Annotated in this window: 9 protein-coding genes; 3 read left to right on the top strand and 6 right to left on the bottom strand. The window is 38.8% G+C overall.

Annotated features, from left to right (window positions below):
* The first annotated feature begins 41 nt into the window (after positions 1-41).
* Positions 42-488, top strand: a complete 447-nt coding sequence (locus AB0756_RS37775) for a transposase (protein ID WP_408019968.1) — start codon at positions 42-44, stop codon at positions 486-488.
* Between the two features lie 134 nt (positions 489-622).
* On the top strand, positions 623-898 hold the full coding sequence (locus AB0756_RS37770; RefSeq protein WP_408019941.1) for a hypothetical protein: 276 nt from the start codon (positions 623-625) through the stop codon (positions 896-898).
* Between the two features lie 435 nt (positions 899-1,333).
* Here the strand turns inward: AB0756_RS37770 and AB0756_RS37765 are convergent, their stop codons facing one another.
* The 3 genes from AB0756_RS37765 to AB0756_RS37755 form a co-directional block, all read right to left on the bottom strand.
* Positions 1,334-7,585 carry an AAA family ATPase gene (locus AB0756_RS37765; protein ID WP_038091083.1) on the bottom strand — a complete coding sequence of 2,084 codons (6,252 nt, stop codon included), beginning with the start codon at positions 7,583-7,585 and terminating at the stop codon, positions 1,334-1,336.
* A gap of 99 nt (positions 7,586-7,684) precedes the next feature.
* Entirely contained in the window at positions 7,685-9,118 is a 1,434-nt protein-coding gene (locus tag AB0756_RS37760) for a radical SAM/SPASM domain-containing protein (protein WP_038091081.1), read from the bottom strand.
* Between the two features lie 363 nt (positions 9,119-9,481).
* The gene (locus AB0756_RS37755) at positions 9,482-10,159 is read right to left on the bottom strand and encodes a hypothetical protein (protein WP_038091079.1); all 678 of its coding nucleotides are present in this window, start codon (positions 10,157-10,159) and stop codon (positions 9,482-9,484) included.
* A 429-nt stretch (positions 10,160-10,588) separates the two neighbouring features.
* Here AB0756_RS37755 and AB0756_RS37750 point away from each other — a divergent pair, with 429 nt between their 5' ends.
* Positions 10,589-11,440 (top strand): SAM-dependent methyltransferase, encoded by an 852-nt coding sequence (locus tag AB0756_RS37750; RefSeq protein ID WP_050045385.1) that lies wholly within the window; start codon positions 10,589-10,591, stop codon positions 11,438-11,440.
* 24 nt (positions 11,441-11,464) lie between these two features.
* On the opposite strand, the gene AB0756_RS37745 is transcribed toward AB0756_RS37750, so the two are convergent.
* The 3 genes from AB0756_RS37745 to AB0756_RS37735 all read right to left on the bottom strand — a co-directional run bounded on the left by AB0756_RS37745 (position 11,465) and on the right by AB0756_RS37735 (position 16,340).
* Positions 11,465-13,798, bottom strand: a complete 2,334-nt coding sequence (locus AB0756_RS37745) for a TOMM precursor leader peptide-binding protein (protein ID WP_038091075.1) — start codon at positions 13,796-13,798, stop codon at positions 11,465-11,467.
* 184 nt (positions 13,799-13,982) lie between these two features.
* The gene (locus AB0756_RS37740; protein ID WP_038091073.1) at positions 13,983-15,326 is read right to left on the bottom strand and encodes an AAA-like domain-containing protein; all 1,344 of its coding nucleotides are present in this window, start codon (positions 15,324-15,326) and stop codon (positions 13,983-13,985) included.
* Between the two features lie 396 nt (positions 15,327-15,722).
* Positions 15,723-16,340, bottom strand: a complete 618-nt coding sequence (locus tag AB0756_RS37735; protein WP_038091069.1) for a hypothetical protein — start codon at positions 16,338-16,340, stop codon at positions 15,723-15,725.
* Positions 16,341-16,634 lie beyond the last annotated feature (294 nt).

The raw sequence follows: 16,634 nt of genomic DNA, 5'->3' as shown, positions 1-16,634 counted from the left end.
AGGCGGTATGGCAGTTTAAACAAGTATGCAAATATTTACCAATGCGCCCTATCAGTTTATGGGACAGTGAGTACGATTGCGCTCCTTTTGTGTTAAAAACTGCTGACATTAATGCAGATAAATTAATGCGCTTGCGTTCTAACTTATGTCTATGGAGTCCTCCACCTCCTTACTCAGGTAGGGGTAGACCTCGTGTTCATGGTAGTAAGTTCAAGCTCTCAGATGCCGAAACTTGGACACAACCTACTCAAGTTTTAGAACTTGAGGACACAAAACTTGGACGGATACGAATTCGTGTTTGGCATGACTTACACTTTCGAGGTGCCGCAAAACACCCGATGTCAATCTTGCTTGTTGAAAGGCTAAAAGAAGATGGTTCAACAAGAGTCACCAAACCACTGTGGTTAGCTTGGGTTGGTGAAGCAATGCCCTCTTTATCGGAAGTTTGGCGACTATACTTGAGACGTTTTGCTGTTGATCATTGGTGAGTCCAGTCCTGCAGGCGGGTTTCCCGCCGTAGGGAACTGGCGAACCCGAAGGGTACCGCTTTATTAAACAGCGTCTACATTGGACTGTTCCTAAATTTGCTACACCTAAACAATGTGAAAGGTGGAGCGGTTTAATGCCTATAATCACTTGGGAGCTATGGTTAGCTCGTGATATCGTACTGGATAATCCTCTTCCATGGCAAAAATCAATTGAACAACTGGCCCCAGGAAGGGTTGCCCAGTCTATGGGAGGAGTTTTGGCCGCGATCGGTTCGCCTGCGAGTTCTCCAAAATCCCGTGGAAAATCTCCTGGCTGGAAAACAGGGCAGCAACGAAAACGTAGAAACCGATATCCAATTGTCAAAAAACGAACTTCTAAACACCGAAAACAAACCCCTGAATCAGCCTAGTATTTATATCAGGTTAATTTTTCTATGTAAGTTCATTTTACCTAGTATCACTAGGTCATTTTTCATGTCTTAGTCTAAACTCCAGAAGTGACGGTGGGGTTTTAAACCCTTGTTCCCTAACTCCTGTGTCCTTCGGACACGCTTCGCGTTGCCGCAGGCTATGCCCGCAAGGGCTATACGGAGACGCTTCGCGATGCCGCAGGCTATGCCCGAAGGGCTGTACGGTCACTCTCTAAAGGCAGGAGCCAGTATTTCCTTCTGCCTCCTGCCCTCTGCCTTTCTTGATAATTGGATAAGATTTTGCATACTCAGCTCGCTTAGAGTTCAACAGGATTGCCTTGACAAAGCCAAACTTGCTCTCAGACGTAACGGCTTTCCTAGCCAACGCTTTTTACCTGAAAAGGTAGGCTGACGAAAATGTCAACAAACTCCTTTCTAAATGTGCAAATCAACCCAACTGCGGTTAAAAATCAATTTATAAATACGGTTCTGGACTCTCAAAATTCCCTGCTGTTTGACTACTAAACCTGACAAGAGCAATTCCTTTTCTTCTGGGCTGCCACCAGTGATGACCTCTTCCTGATGCAAAACTTGTCGAAAAATTTCTAGTAGTTGAACAGACTTGTTACTCTTGAGAAGACGATCGCGGATGGTTCTCAAATGTTCTGGCTCATCCTGGGATTCCCAATTGTCTATTATATTCGTCCGCACTAAATTTTCAATCCAGGAGACTTCACCGCCATTGGGAATGGGAGATGAAGTATTGCGGATGAGCTTACAGAGTTTTTGGGTAAGAAAAGGCTGCCCGTTCGTCCAAGCTAAGATTTCTTTAAGAACAGTTTGCGGATTGCTCACTTTTCCTGCCAATCCTTGCAGCAATGGTTGGGCTTCATGCTCTTTAAAGCCCTCCAGTTGAATAAACTGACCAATGTTAAAGGGGGTTGTTTGAATATTACTAATTAAATCTGAGGGGGTAGCGACACCAAAAAAAGCAAAAGTTAAACGCTGGTACTGTGGATTGAGACTGCGTTGGTTGTAGCAGTAGCGAATCAATGCAAAAAAGTCATTAACTGCGAAATTCAAACTTAGGACACTATCAATTTCATCGATAAAAATAACCAGTTGTTTGGAGGGAATGTCATTTTCTATCCCGACTTCTACTAGCAGGACTTCTTCAATAAATTCACTCAACCTCTGAACTGAAGAAATATCATCTCGCGCTTTCCACCAAGCTTTTATGTTAACTTTGCTTCGTAAACCTAAACGTCGCCCTAACTCAGAGGCTAATCCCTTATACCATTGATCTGGGGTAATATTTTCGCTACCAATGCGGGTCATATCAATTGGCGCACAACAAACTCCCTCATACTGGAGGTAGTGAATCATGCGTACCATAAGACTGGACTTTCCCATCTGCCGAGGATTGAGAACGTAGCAAAACTCTCCGCGCTTCAAAGCTTTGTAGAGGTAACGATCTGCGGAACGCACTACATAAGTGGAAGCATCCATCGGCAAGCTTCCTCCCACTTGATAGTCAAAGGTGGTAGCTTGTTCGGTACTTCTGAGTAACTCGTTTTCAAATAGTAGTTCTGCTTGGGTGGCTTTAAGAATTTCTAGAGTTTGTGACAGTTCTTGTGTGCGTTCTGAGACTTTTTGTTCTAGAGTTCGGCTATACCCTTCTATTTCATCTTTAGCTCGTTCTAGAGCAAGATTTTTGAGAGCTAGTTCTTGGGTATACTGAACCCGATCCGCTTCGGCTTGTTTGCGTTGGGTGATATCTTGAAAGGCAGCGATCGCATAAACAATTTGTCCCTTCTCATCGTAAACAGGAGTAGCAGATACTTCTAAAGGAATTGTTTTATCAACTTGGTGAATTTCTATATCATCCTTAGTCGTACTTTCGCCATTTAAAGCTCGTACAATGGGTTGTTGTTGAGTTGGGTATAATTGGTCTGTCCCTGCTAAATAAGCCTGATAGGTTTCGGTCAATCGATCGGTTTTGGCTCCAGTTACAATTCCCTTGCCAAGGATTAGCTGGGCAGCCTGATTTGCATAATAGGGTTCGCCCTTAGCATTAAGTGCAAAGACACCTATGGGCATAGCTTCTAAAAATTGAGCTAATCTTTTCTCATTCTCATATAGTGCAACATAAAGTTGAGCATTTTGAAGAGAAATTGCGGCTTGAGAAGACAGTAGTTTTAGAACTTCTAGGCGATCGGGTGTAAAAGCACCAGTAGTTAAATTATTTTCCAGATATAAGATGCCCTTAAGGTTGCCTTGATTGAGTAAGGGTGTGCAAAGAAGGGATTTAGGTTGAGTGGCGACAATATATGGATCGCGAACAAATTGTCCCTCATGGGTAGCATCATTTAAAATTACGCTTTCCTGCGTGCGAGCAACATAGTTGATAATGGCAGATGACAAGAGAGGAAAGTGAGTGGACTCATCTAAGATGTCTATTGAAATGGATTGTAGTGTATTAACATCATCAGAATCTACTGTCCCTTCAGCTTCAATCGCCCATTTATTATCTTTTTCTAGGAGCAGAAAGCCTTTTTGAGCGCCTCCATTTTCAATTACAGTTTTCATTAACTTAGCCAGTAGTTGATCCAGTTTAATTTCACTAGCTAATACTTGAGAGGCTTTGGTAACTGTTATCAGATCGAGTACTTGAGGATTTGTACCACCAGTAGATTCAGTCGTATTAATGCTTTGGTTTTCTTTTCGGTTGTTAATATCCATTAGAAACTGTGGGTACTCCAATTCTAGGGCTTTAACTTTGGCTTTTGCACCCCAACGAGAATAACAATGATGGGCATTTTTCAGGTATAGTCGTCCTATTTCTTCTCTACCTAAAGAGAGATAAAATTCTGCTGCGCGTTCGTAAGCTATAGCTTCTTCATGAATAAATTCAGATTTTTTAGCACCTTGAATCGCTTTTTCATAAAGTTCTTGAGCTTGCCAATTTTGTCCGAAATTTCGCGCTTTTTCTGCTTCTACTAAATCATATTTGTGCTGAAAATTTTCTGGGCAGTAGCTAGACCAGGTTTTCATATCTTCCTGGTTTTTCTCTACTAGCTTTAAAAACTTATCTTGTGAGCATACATCTAGAATATCATAATTAGCAAGCAATGACAGAGAAGAGAAAAAATTGTATTGTAATACATTTAAGTGTGAACTAAGATATTCAACATAAGTTTCAATTTTTAATACATTACCAACAGCTAAGCCATTTTCTTTAAAGATGTAATGTGTAATTATTTTGGCAATACACAACCAACATAAAAGCCAAATATTAGCAGTTTTTATACATTCTTCTTCTTCTGCTTGATTGCAACCAATTACCAAGCAAAAGTTGTTTTCATATCCTTCAATTAAATTAATCGTGGTTTTTTCATATATAGTTACGGAAGAGTAACTATATTCTTGTTTTAATTTCTTCATTAGTCGAGTATATTTTGCAAGATCCTGAGAAACTTCCTCTAGATGATACCCCCCAAAGAATTTAATAAGACAAAAGCTTGCAGATGCAAAACAAGCATATTGGTAATCCCCAGTCTCTAATCCCCTTTGAAAAGCCTTGATTAACCGTTCTAATGCAATATTATTTCTGAGAGAGTTCTTCCATTGATATATAAACGCATAGTAAATATGAATAACTAGAGTCTCTAGTTCAGGAAGTTGAAATTTGGATAGTAACCTAATAGACAATTCTCCAAATTCATTACCTAAATGAATATCTCTCATTAAACCAATATTTTCTATTCCCTTGCAGAGAAACGTTCCATAAAATATATAAGGACAGGCTGCTTGAGGAGGATTACCATATTTTAGACAAAGGTTAAGTTGAATTAAAACAACTTCAATATGCAAGAGAAAATTAGTGATTATTGTAGAGGCTATAATTTGTTGCAATAATGGTACAGCCCTTAATTTATATGGATCGGTCATGGGAGAGAGATTTGCTAAACTTTGAACTGGTACTTCTTTCAAAAATCTATCTAGAAATATTTGTTCTTGCTTAATTCTCTCTTTTATTTCGCTAGGATCTTGAGATATTTCTATACCTAGTTCTGCTAAAGCTTTAAGAGCAGTATCTATTGCTTGTTGCTCCTGGGATTTAGAATTGTATACTAATATATTTACTTGATACACTTTTACTTTATCCAGAATTTCCCGGGCGTGTTGCAGAATAAATACGGAAAGCTCTTCTACTTCCTCAAATTTTGTATTTAAGTAAAGCAATTCAAGAGTTTCTAAATAAAGCTCTATGGTCAATTCATAGTGACTTTCCCAACTATTTTTTGTTAAAAGTTTTAATCCAGTCTTTAAATATTTCAATGCTGGTTCGTAAGCAGCTGATGCCTTGGCTTTCTTACCTACGTAAAGATTTAATTGGGCTAAATCATGTTTTTCTAATTGGTCAGTGATTAGAGATACTGCTTCATTAAGTTGATTGACAATATCAAAAATATTTTCCTCATTGTTATCTTTTTTCATATTATTCAGCAGAAGTCTTCCAACTTGCAGATGAATGAGCTTCTTTTCTTCTTCTGCAATTAAGCTATAAGCCGCTTGCTGAATTCGGTCATGTAAAAACTTGTAGGGAATAACGGAAGGAAAACTAGGAATAAAATTAGAAAAGACGGCTGAAGAATCACTTGAAATTTCTTCTTGTTCCCAAAGCAAGGGAATTTTGTAATCATAACTCAGTGGGACAATTAACCCTTCCTGAAGAGCTGATTGAATATCTTGAGCTATGGAGTTTTTAGATTTGTCTCTAATACTGGAGAGGAGTTCTAAGTTAAATCTATTACCAATACATGCTGCCAACTTTAAAACATTCTGAGTGTTCTCACTAAGTTTATTAATTTTACTAACCATCAACTCTATGACATTATCAGTAATGCCCGTCCTTAAAATCTGCTCAATATTCCAACACCATGAGCGTCCAGCATAATTAAACAATATAAGGTTTTCATCGTACAGAGATTTTAGTAGTTGAGTTAAGAAAAAGGGATTGCCCTGAGTTCTATTCGCTAGTAATTCTGCTAGCGGTGTTGACATTTCTGTAGAACAAAGTAGTGTATCAGCAAGTAATTGATTGATTTGTTCTAGCATCAAGGGATTTAGAATTACTTCATTAACCCTAATACCTGCTTTTTTAACTGATTCTAACGTCAGAATTAAAGCATGAGTCGGATTGACTTCATTATTTCTATAAGCCCCTATAATTAATAAATATTTGCTATCAAAATCGGTAATTAACTGTTCAATTAACTTCAGTGAAGGCAAATCTCCCCACTGTAAATCATCAAGAAAAATGACTAAAGGATGTTTTTGCTGACTGAAAACGCTAATAAATTTTTGAAAAGATAAGTTAAATCGATTCTGAGCTTCATTAGCTCCAAGTTTTTCAACAGACGGCTGTTTACCAATAATTTTTTCTAGTTCAGGAATTACGTCGATTATGACCTGCCCATTAGGTTCCAAGACTTCTAAAATTTTTGCTTTCCAATTTTCGATGTCTGCGTCAGATTCACTCAGAAGTTGACGGATTAAGTCCTGGAAAGCTGTCCTAATAGCAGCGTAGGGAATATCCCGTTTGAATTGATCGAATTTTCCAGTTATAAAATAACCTCGTTGCCTTAAGATTGGTTTGTAAATTTCTTGAACTAAGGCAGATTTCCCAATCCCTGAATAGCCAGCAACCAATATCATCTCAGTAGTACCTTGGTTAACTCGCTCAAAGGTGTCGAGTACTTGAGAAACTTCTTGTTCTCGTCCGTAGAGTTTTTTGGGAATGTGAAACTTATCAGAAATATCTTGTTCTCCTAGTGGAAAAGGTAGAATTTGTCCCTGAGTCTGCCACTGTTTAAAACAAGTTTCCAAATCAGCTTTTAGCCCCCAAGCACTTTGGTATCGTTCCTCTGGAGTTTTAGCTAACAACTTCATGACGATCTTTGATACCATCAACGGAATAGTAGGAATAAGTGTATGAGGCGGGTCTACTTGTTGTGCAAGATGGCAATGAATTAGTTCTATTGGGTCAGTGGTTGCAAAGGGGAGTTGATGTGTTAGGAGTTCATAGAAGGTTGCACCAAGGGAATAAAAGTCACTGCGGTAATCTATTCCTCGATTCATTCTGCCAGTTTGCTCTGGTGCAATGTAGGCTAAAGTACCTTCTAGTTGATTTAAGTTACAAAGGGTTTGGTTTTCTTGGAATAAACGGGTGGAAATGCCGAAATCAATAATCTTCAGTTGTTTAGTTTCTGGATTATAGACAATATTGGAGGGATTAATATCTTTATGGATGATATTCGCCGCATGAATAGCAGCTAAACTTTCAGAGGTCTTAATGGCAATGATAAAAATTTCTTCTATACTAAACCTGCGTTCAGACATTAACAGTTTTAGGGATTTCCCCCCAAAATCTTCCAATAACATAACTAGGCTATTGTCATATCGCTGTAAGTCGTAGGCTTTGATAATGCTATCTACGTTCAGATGTCTTATGATTTCATATTCCTGTTTATATCGAGTCAATTCTGAGGGAGTTGGGTAATTCTCTTTAAGAATTTTAAGAATAATTGGTTGATTATCTCGCTTGAGATTAGCCCGATAGACTAAGGAATTATCACTTTCATATATCTTCTGACTAATGTGATATTCTGCTATCGCTCTCATACTAAAACTCCTAATTCCCCAATCTCTCTCTTTTTGATTGTATGGTATAGCGTTTCTCAAAGTTATGAAGTATAGATCGATCGATCTTAGATATTGCACTTAATTTGAAGATTTCTGTTCCCCGTTTTCGGTTCTCTGTTGCCTAAAACCAGAGTGATAAATCTCGGTTACGGTGCTTGTCATAACCTCAAGCCCATTTTTAGACTCTCTAGACAAAACCTGTGCCATCCATAGTTTGCAACTTTTACAGGCCGATCTATATTCTAACTGATTGAGGAGCAAATCTCGTCTAAGCTGCTTGAATAACTCCCCATGCCAAATCTCTTGTAATGTTTGTTGATTATAATCTCCTAAACTTTCAAGAGTCCGATCGAAGCCCAATCTAAATAAGGTTTCAACACAGTAATAAATTCTGCCATCAGGCAAAACAGCCATTTCAGTAAAGGGAAACAGGCATGGCCAACGTCCCTGAGCTTCTTTAAGATAGTGTTTTAGTGAAGCTTGCACAGTTTCGTTAGTTTTATCAAGGCGTGTATTATTTTCTTTATATTGTGCTACGTTATTGATAAATACACCATCAGCTTTTGCAAGCCAACGTTCTCGGAATCTTTCTTCTTCATCTAATGTAACATTCTGATTTCTCACAAAAGATGTTCTTACATAACAGGGAACATCTAGTTCATCCCGCAGCTTCAAAAAATTAAAAACATTTGTTTCAACTCGCTTAAGGTCAGCACCCCGAATCTTGAGATAGGTATCTGGATCTGCGGCATCAATGCTAATATCAATACTGGTTAAGCCAGCTTTCAATAACGACCTAGCTCGATTTTCATTGAGGAGTTGACCATTAGTCGTTAGATGAACCCCAGGAACCCCTTTTTGCCGACAAAGTTCGACAAATTTGATAAGGTTGGGGTGTAGCATTGGTTCTTCGATGTTCCCAAGAATAATCATGATTTTTGCTTCTCCACAATCTCTGGCGAGACGCTCCATCATTTCCCAAGACATTTCTTTGTTGCTCTTAAAGAAGTCTGTTGTATGAGTTAATTTCAGCGAAGTGCTGTGATAAGGACACATAACGCATTTGAGATTGCAGGTATTGCTCACGGCAACTCTAATATAGGATGGCTTTGCCGCTATTCCATAGAAATCACCAAAGTAATGTAGCTGCTCCTCAATATCGATTTGGGAAATTAGGGTAAATTGATTGAAAGCATCAAGGGTATTCTGCGTTATCTTGCCAGATTTTTGTAATAACTGCTTCTCAATATCTTCGTCGTTATGATTTAACTTTTGAGGATACAAATAGGCTAACGTAGGATAGTGTGGACATAAACCTAAGTCAGATGCAATTGGGATGAAAGGTCTGAAAGCTACCGCTTGCTCCCCAGATTTGATGGTAGCAAAAAGTTTTTCTATACTTTTGGGATGTAAAGGGATATTATGGGGAGGAATTTCCAGTATCATATTTCCCATTTCCCCTTCAAATTTAATTTGACTTGGTAACATTTTTTGGGAATCTTTAATAATCATAATTTTTACCTATTGATATCATCTATCTCTATGTTTTTCAGTGGCAATGTCTATATAAAAACCCACAAGCAGTTCTTAGCTGTGGGTCTATCAATATTTAACTTAATAACGCTGAATAATAATTTTGGCTCTTCCGTAAATGTTATGCTAAACTTCAAACTAAAATTAGCAATTTTCCTTTAAAACTAACGCTTTCAGGAAACTATATCCTAAATTTTATCACAAAAGCTCATACTTCAAGGTTAAAAGCTATATTTATTGCTTAGTAAGGGATATGAGCTAATTTATAGACGTTTTTAGCATAACAAGTAACGAAAAACCATAATTCTTCTAACTTAGAATTATTGGCTTCTAATGCCTTTATTAAGTGGTAAAGGGTATATGTGGACTAGGAGGATATGGCTTCGATTTATCTTCGATCCACTTATCATATGTATCCCTATGTTTTGGATTCTCTGGACTTAGATGGCGTGGAGGAATTGGAATAGTGTATATATATTTCAAAAGTGAATTGCCATCCCCTACAACTATTTCAGGGTCAGTAAGTCGGCCAAATTTTGTACCGCTAGTATCAATTTTAAATTCGTAATATGAAAAATGACTTTTGTTTTCTTTGTTCAGTTCAGTAGGAGAGAATATAGGAGAAAGATAGTTTTCTTTGCTTTCAATAACATCTTTAAATACTGTAATAAGCGTCTTCACATGTTGTCCCAGAATGTCTTCATCATATAAATCATATGAATCACGAGGATGACCATTCTTAACAGCTTCAAGATATTGTCTGGGCTCGGCTGAAAATAGACCAAGTAATGTCGGAGGCGGAGGAGCGATCAAAGCATCTACATCCAAAGCATCTACATCAGTAAAACCTGGAAAGAAACATTTCTCTAGAATATCTGCTGCTTCCTTTTTAGGATCGTCTGTAGTATCATTAGCATCACTATATCTCCACCAAAATGTAATCAGTTTAGAAATTATCTTACCCTGTAATAAAAAACGCTTGAAAAAATCTTCAGATTCTCTCCAATCTTGGGATTCCATTTCAATCTCCTATTTTCATAAATTCACTAAATTGTTGATGCGATGAAAAATCCTAAAATTACTCATCTCACGGGAAAACATAACTAGTGACGCTCTTTAATTGGGTGCATTTTCAAATTTGACACCCCAGCACGAAAAGAGCGTTCAAGAAAAGCGATCGCATTCAAAATCTATATAAAGAAACAGAAATGTTTCTTTAAAGCTGTTTAAGGCGATATTCTCTTATAGTTGCTAGGCAACCTTGCGATTTCTTAGGAGAGGGTTAATAAATGACTAGGCAATTGTGAAAAAATCAGGCTTTTAACTGTTAGTTAGAGAAAATAAATATTTATTTTGTCTAATCATATAGTTAAAATAATGAGCAATAAACAGTAAATTGCCTTTTATTGCTACAAAATTACCATGATGAACTAATTTTGTCAATTATTTATGTTGAGTCCTGTCGGCGTTACATCGCTATATGTCGCAGCAGCACGAGCCTATGAAACTGAGTATCGACAAGGGCTATTTGTAGATACATACGCTCGGTCTTTCGCCGGTGACAAAGGGTTTGCACTGTTCTCAGATTTGAGGGCATTTTCCCCTGGTTTGTCAGCTAATGCTCCACATCCTGGTATTTCTATTCGGACTCGTTTTTTTGATGATGCTTTGTTGATGGCTGTCCATGAATTATCTCTCAAGCAGGTTGTTCTGGTAGCAGCCGGAATGGATGCTCGTGCTTTCCGCTTGCCCTGGATGGATGACGTTCAACTATTTGAAGTAGATCGTCAAGAAATATTTCAATACAAGGAGCCTATCCTTCTAAATTTAAATGCTAGAGCAAAGTGTGTACGAAAGGTCGTAGTAACAGACTTGGAACAGGATTGGGCAACTGCTCTTACCAACAATGGCTTTGACCGACATAAACCCGCAGCATTTCTGTTTGAGGGACTGATGTTTTACCTAAAACCCGCTACTGTGGCGACTGTGCTTGAGACACTACAAAGTCTTGCCTGTCCAGGTAGCTGGCTTGGAATGGACTTCGTTGAAGCAGAGCTTTTAAACTCTCCCTATGCACAACCATTTCTCTCTAAGCTCAGAAAGCTGGGATGTCCTTGGCTTTTTGGTGTCTCCAATCCTGAGCAATTCATTTTGCAATATGGATGGCAGCCAAGGCAACCAAAGATTGTAGTTCTAGGAGAGGCAGAAGCAAACTACGGTCGTTGGTCTTCCTCTGTATCGAGTACAACCTCAAGTGTTTTTAATCACTATCTCGTTTCTGCCAGACGTATGAATTTCTGATGTAAGATAAGTTTAGTTTAATTTTTACATCCACATCGGGAAAGGATTAAGTTCCTCCTCTGTTAAGGGTTCTTTCAACCAACCCATTTTGACCGGAACCTCATACAATCTCCCTGCACCTAACCGGCTCCACCAGTGCCTCATCCCCGGCACAATTACCTTAGCTACCCTCAGTTCAATATCAGGACGAGTCTGATCTAAAACCAGCATTTCCATACCGTTTTTCTCAACGATTTGTTGACACAGCTTAATATCTTCTAAAAGATTGTCACTGGCGATTTGAGGATAATCTACAGCGACTTTAGCAGCAACTCTATCATCAAGAATTAGATAAGATTGATTTTTCAAAGTCGCAGTTGTCCACCAGTCAATAGCTAAGGGATCGGCTGATGGAGGATATTGGGTATTGCCATCGGCTTGGGTTAATAAAACATTGGGTAAAATTTGGTTAACTTCAGTTAAGGCTCGACTAATAGCAATTTTGGCATCGAAATGAGCGCCATAACCCAAAACAATATCTTCTACAGAGCGTTCGCTCCGCGCGACCCCCTTGGGGTCATCACTTCTACGGCTAATAGCAGCAAACACAGGAATATTAAGATCGCTGGTAATATCTAAAACCCAAAGTTCCCGATTAATAGTTTGATAATATTGCTTCAGGCTTTGAAAATAAGGCTCATTGAAACTATCTAAATCCACTTGCGGCTTTTGCAGGGAGTTATACCACCATAAAGCGACAGCATCACGCTCTACTAACTCCATAAATCCTTGCAGAATAGCTTCTTCGATAGTATTACCTGCCGCACACCCATTGGAATCAGCCCAACAGTCGGGTTTATAGTCCGGTTGATAGCCATAATAGCAGTAAGCCGTTGGCAGATACTTAAATTCCTCGTTGGTTAAAGACCAAACAGGAGTCCAGTCAATTTCTCTTTCCTCATCAAACGGTTCTGGAACCTTTTGAAACCAGCCTTGATATGAACTATTCCACTGCTCTCTATTTTGGTATTGCTTTTGACTAAAGTTCATGCAAGCATTGGGGTGAATCGCTTTATTCCCCATTTGTTGGTAACTGCCTTTTTCTCTAATTTCATACCCTTGAAACACTCCAGAATAACGCTCGATCGCTTCGCAGAAACCGCTAGCTCTAGCTTGAGAATCACTCCTGCCTTTCCCTGCACTTCTTCCCCCTAAATTTTGGCGCAAGCCGTTGAAATCGTCAAAGATAGTGTGAAAATGATGTTTAGCAATGTAATTATGAGTTAATTCATTCCCAGGAATTTTATTTAGTTCTCGCACAACGCCCGTAATAGGGCTAATATGATGTTGATATTTCCTAAGAGTTTCTTGTGGCGAACAAATACGGTGTCCTCCATCGATAGTAAAGGTTTTTTGGCGGTTTTCTAAAATAAGAGGTAGGGGGTTGTTGGTTAACCCATTTAGCATCTCTCCACAGCTAGAACATTGAGGACGCTTAACCAAGCTATGATTTTGAGTTTGCAGTGCGATCGTATCGTAAGTGATTAAATTGCTTTCTAATTCTTTATTTCCACCTTGCACAATCCATTTAAACACCTCTGTGGCTGCCATTCCTAATGCAATTTGTACAGTAGATGTCAAAAATCCTAAAGGAGGTGTTAAAGAAGGAGAAATGTGCTTCTGTTTCTGAATTAGGCCTTCAATTGGTCTATTATCTCGCAAACGCTTGGCTAAACATTCCCAACACCCAGTTTTTTTAGGATCTAATAAAGGGCCGAGCCAGACTATTGTTCCCAATGGTTTAACTAACATCCAAGGAGATTGGGACTTTAAGGCTTGTTGATTGAACTCATCTAACTCAGGAGAGAGATAGTCATCAGTTAAAACTACTGTCAAGTCACCAACATCTGTTACTTGAATTTGTAGAGATTCAAGCATAGCAATGAAGTCCCCAGCAGCAACCAAACCTAATGCTTTTACTGCTACTCTAGTTGAGCGCAATCGTTGATGGGCTATGGTGGGAGTGATATTGAGATGATGACAAAAAATCTTTAAATGCGATGGCAAAGAGCGATCTGGTTTGACAAGATAACCCTTTTGTTCCATTTGGTACAAAGCATATTGGGCTTTAATGCTTACATTGAGAACTTCTTGGAAAAAGGTAGCAGCTTCCTCAAAAGATTTTGGATCTTGCAGTAGCGACTGTTGAATGGTGTCAATAATTTCATCAATACTGAGATCGCTATCGATTAAAGCAGCTAAACTACAAGAAAGGCGATCGCTTAGCCAAATTGTCTCCCTCTCTGATAATAAAAATATTTGTTCGGGTTCTATAGTTATAACAGAATAACAGGGGTTGAAATGTGGTTTATCTAGCATAGTTATTATTCTTTATAAGACTCCTATTTAATTTTTTAAAAACTCAGTAAATCTTAATTTTTTGTAATATTTTTAAGGGAAAAAGCGTTGGTTGAAGCCCTTGAACAATACTTTCTGTCCGCATACAAAAGTATGACAATTCAAAGACGCAAGCACAAATTGAAGGTTTGAGTGTACATAATACTTAATTAGACAAAAATGTATTACATTCGCTAATAGTATCCATTAAGGTTGTCACGTAAAACTGCCGATACAACTCACAGCTTGGTACTACTTTATTTCCTAACTGCTTAATCAGCCCCATACTGCTTAACTTGTAAGCCACGATAGCCTCTAATGCTACTGGCTCAGTGGTACACATGACACAATTAAGGGATTTGGCTAATTCCGGCCGTTCTTGCAGTATTACCAAATGGCGTTGCAGGTGATGAGAATAAATTCCGGTGGCAGTTGGGGCAGTTTCCAGCAGATGCTCCAGAGTTATTTCCCTTTGACTAAGATGATAGATAGCAGTGTGTACTAGTGAGGGATGCCCTCCGATCAGATCCATCAGTTGCCTAGCTTCATCACCATCTGACCAGTCAAGTTCGTAGCGTTGAGCTAACTGCTGCACCTCCTCCTGACTAAAAGCATTTAACTGAATCGGCAGCCCTACATTAAAAGGGGACTGGTTAAGTTGAAGGGGAACGTAAATCTCCGTTGAGTGAACCACAATCAAGCGGAGCTTTTGCCAAACCAGTAATGTTTTGGCTTCTTCGTACCACGATCGCAACAGAGGTAAAAAATCTTTTGCCACTTGAGGATGCTCAAAAATTTGATTCACCTCATCTAACGCTAAAACGAGGGGAGTCTCAATTGATGTTAGTAGATACTCTTCAAAGTAGGAAGTACAGCTAATTTTGCTCCCTAGATCCTCATCCCAATATTCATCTAGCTTCGCTTCTAGCTGAAGCTGACGTGCAATGTTGGCACACAGCCAACGCAAAAATTGATTCAAATTACTCAAAATAACCCGATCGACTTGCTCCAGGTTCAAGCTGACAGTGCGGTAGCCCTGGCGTTTAGCAGAGTCAAGAATTCTCATTAACAGAGAAGTTTTGCCCATCTCTCTGGGTGCTTTAATCCGTACTAAGGCTCCTGGTTTTCTTATTTCTTGATAAACTTGCTCTTCAAGAGGAGCGCGTTCTAGGTAAAAAGGGGAAGCCAGAGGAACTGAGCCATTGGGATAGAGGGGCGAGGTATCCTGGTTTGCATCACTCAACTCAGAAATTTTAGGATTTTTATCTATACTCTGGGATGAAACCTCAAAATCCAGATTTGCAATTTCTCTCCAGTCAAGTGCCAATTTCCGACAGAGTTCTTCAAAAATCACATAATCAACAGGCTTACCAGTCAGAAAGTTGCTGACTGTAGCTAGAGCGAATCCTGCATCTTCAGCTAAAGAGCGTTGGCTAGGAAAGCCGTTACGTATTAGTGCAAGTTTGGCTTTGTCAAGATAATTCTGTTGCACTCTAAGTGATCTGGGCATGGGGCATCTTATGACGACTGTATGGATTGTACCAGTAACACAATAAAAGTCAGTCACAAGTCAGTAATTCTCAGGCGATAAGTCAGTATACGGTGAAATTTTATAAATGTATCAGATTCCAAGCAAAGGGAAGTAAATATTATCCTTAAGTATTTTTTGGCAATGTACTCTAAGAAGTATGAGTAGCATCCAGCGCAGCACTATTCGTACCATATGTCGCTCACCTTGTGACATAGGGAGCAACGCGAAAAAGTAGGATTCAGCCGGGATACGCATAAATTGAGACACGTTGTAAACGAGTGTAACGCTGAAGAGTTAAAACCATTGATTTACTGTTGTTTCAAACCGTATCGCAAGGCGCAAGCCGAAAAAGCGTTTATCGATCTATTGAATATGCTACGGTTTTGAATCCATAATAGTAGAGAGAGGCGAATCTTTGTGTTTTTTACATTCCTCATCACGCTGGTCTGGACTGAGACTTTTATATTGTTCCGCATTCGGAAATTTATTGATTTGAATAATGTTTTTGAATTCACTTTTTATGCGGTTTCGCTCTCCATAAACTTCTAAACAAACAGGAGTTTGAGTTTCTTTAGCTCTCCTGAGATGAACTTTGAAATCCTGAGAGTTATTTTTCTGACCTCTACCTATTTTTGAGAGATCCTGATCGACGTTTTTGAAGCTAAGATTGTCACCTCCAGTTTTATCAATCTCAACTATAGTTGTTGGAGTCTTATTAGGAGGTAATGCTCTGCTCTCTATGTGTTCTATTTTCGTCCCTACCCATTCTGGAGGATTGTAATTTGGTGGTAAAGCGATATTTTTACCAGGACACGAAAAACCTATAAAATCACACATTTGTGCTAAAATTCCCAGATGACCAAGCCCAACGAGCAGAAAGCTAATAGCGCTCCCGCATAAAATTGTCATTTTTACTACTGAATTTTTTGTATTGTGGTTATCTTGTGTATTCATCATATTTTCACTACAATTAAAGTTTTTTACAATAACCATTCATGAGACACAAAAGCACTATTTGAACTAGACTTTAATATTCTTGCCATGTAACGCTCAATACTGTCATAAGTTATATCAAATCCGTCTGTATCGGAATTATTCCTCTGTTCTCTCCCTCTGCGTCCTCTGCGTCCTCTGTGGTTTTTTAATCATTCAGATACTACCGGATTTGATATTATTGGTTGCGATCGCTTGCTTTTCATACAAGGTTAAATTCCTTGACCATTGAGGATAGCTTTCGTCAGGTTGCGGGTTTAATTCCTATCTAAAAAAAGTCTAACTTGCATACCA

The organism is Tolypothrix campylonemoides VB511288_2, from assembly GCF_045999855.1.
Taxonomy (GTDB): domain Bacteria; phylum Cyanobacteriota; class Cyanobacteriia; order Cyanobacteriales; family Nostocaceae; genus Scytonema; species Scytonema bouteillei_A.
Note: the sequence above shows the minus strand (reverse complement) of the source record. Positions and strands in the feature narration are given on the sequence as shown.

Coding starts and splice junctions, on each gene's coding strand:
- AB0756_RS37755 (WP_038091079.1), bottom strand. CDS start 10,159: ATGGAATCCCAAGATTGGAGAGAATCTGAAGATTTTTTCAAGCGTTTT.
- AB0756_RS37760 (WP_038091081.1), bottom strand. CDS start 9,118: ATGATTATTAAAGATTCCCAAAAAATGTTACCAAGTCAAATTAAATTT.
- AB0756_RS37765 (WP_038091083.1), bottom strand. CDS start 7,585: ATGAGAGCGATAGCAGAATATCACATTAGTCAGAAGATATATGAAAGT.
- AB0756_RS37740 (WP_038091073.1), bottom strand. CDS start 15,326: ATGCCCAGATCACTTAGAGTGCAACAGAATTATCTTGACAAAGCCAAA.
- AB0756_RS37770 (WP_408019941.1), top strand. CDS start 623: ATGCCTATAATCACTTGGGAGCTATGGTTAGCTCGTGATATCGTACTG.
- AB0756_RS37775 (WP_408019968.1), top strand. CDS start 42: ATGCGCCCTATCAGTTTATGGGACAGTGAGTACGATTGCGCTCCTTTT.
- AB0756_RS37750 (WP_050045385.1), top strand. CDS start 10,589: ATGTTGAGTCCTGTCGGCGTTACATCGCTATATGTCGCAGCAGCACGA.
- AB0756_RS37735 (WP_038091069.1), bottom strand. CDS start 16,340: ATGGTTATTGTAAAAAACTTTAATTGTAGTGAAAATATGATGAATACA.
- AB0756_RS37745 (WP_038091075.1), bottom strand. CDS start 13,798: ATGCTAGATAAACCACATTTCAACCCCTGTTATTCTGTTATAACTATA.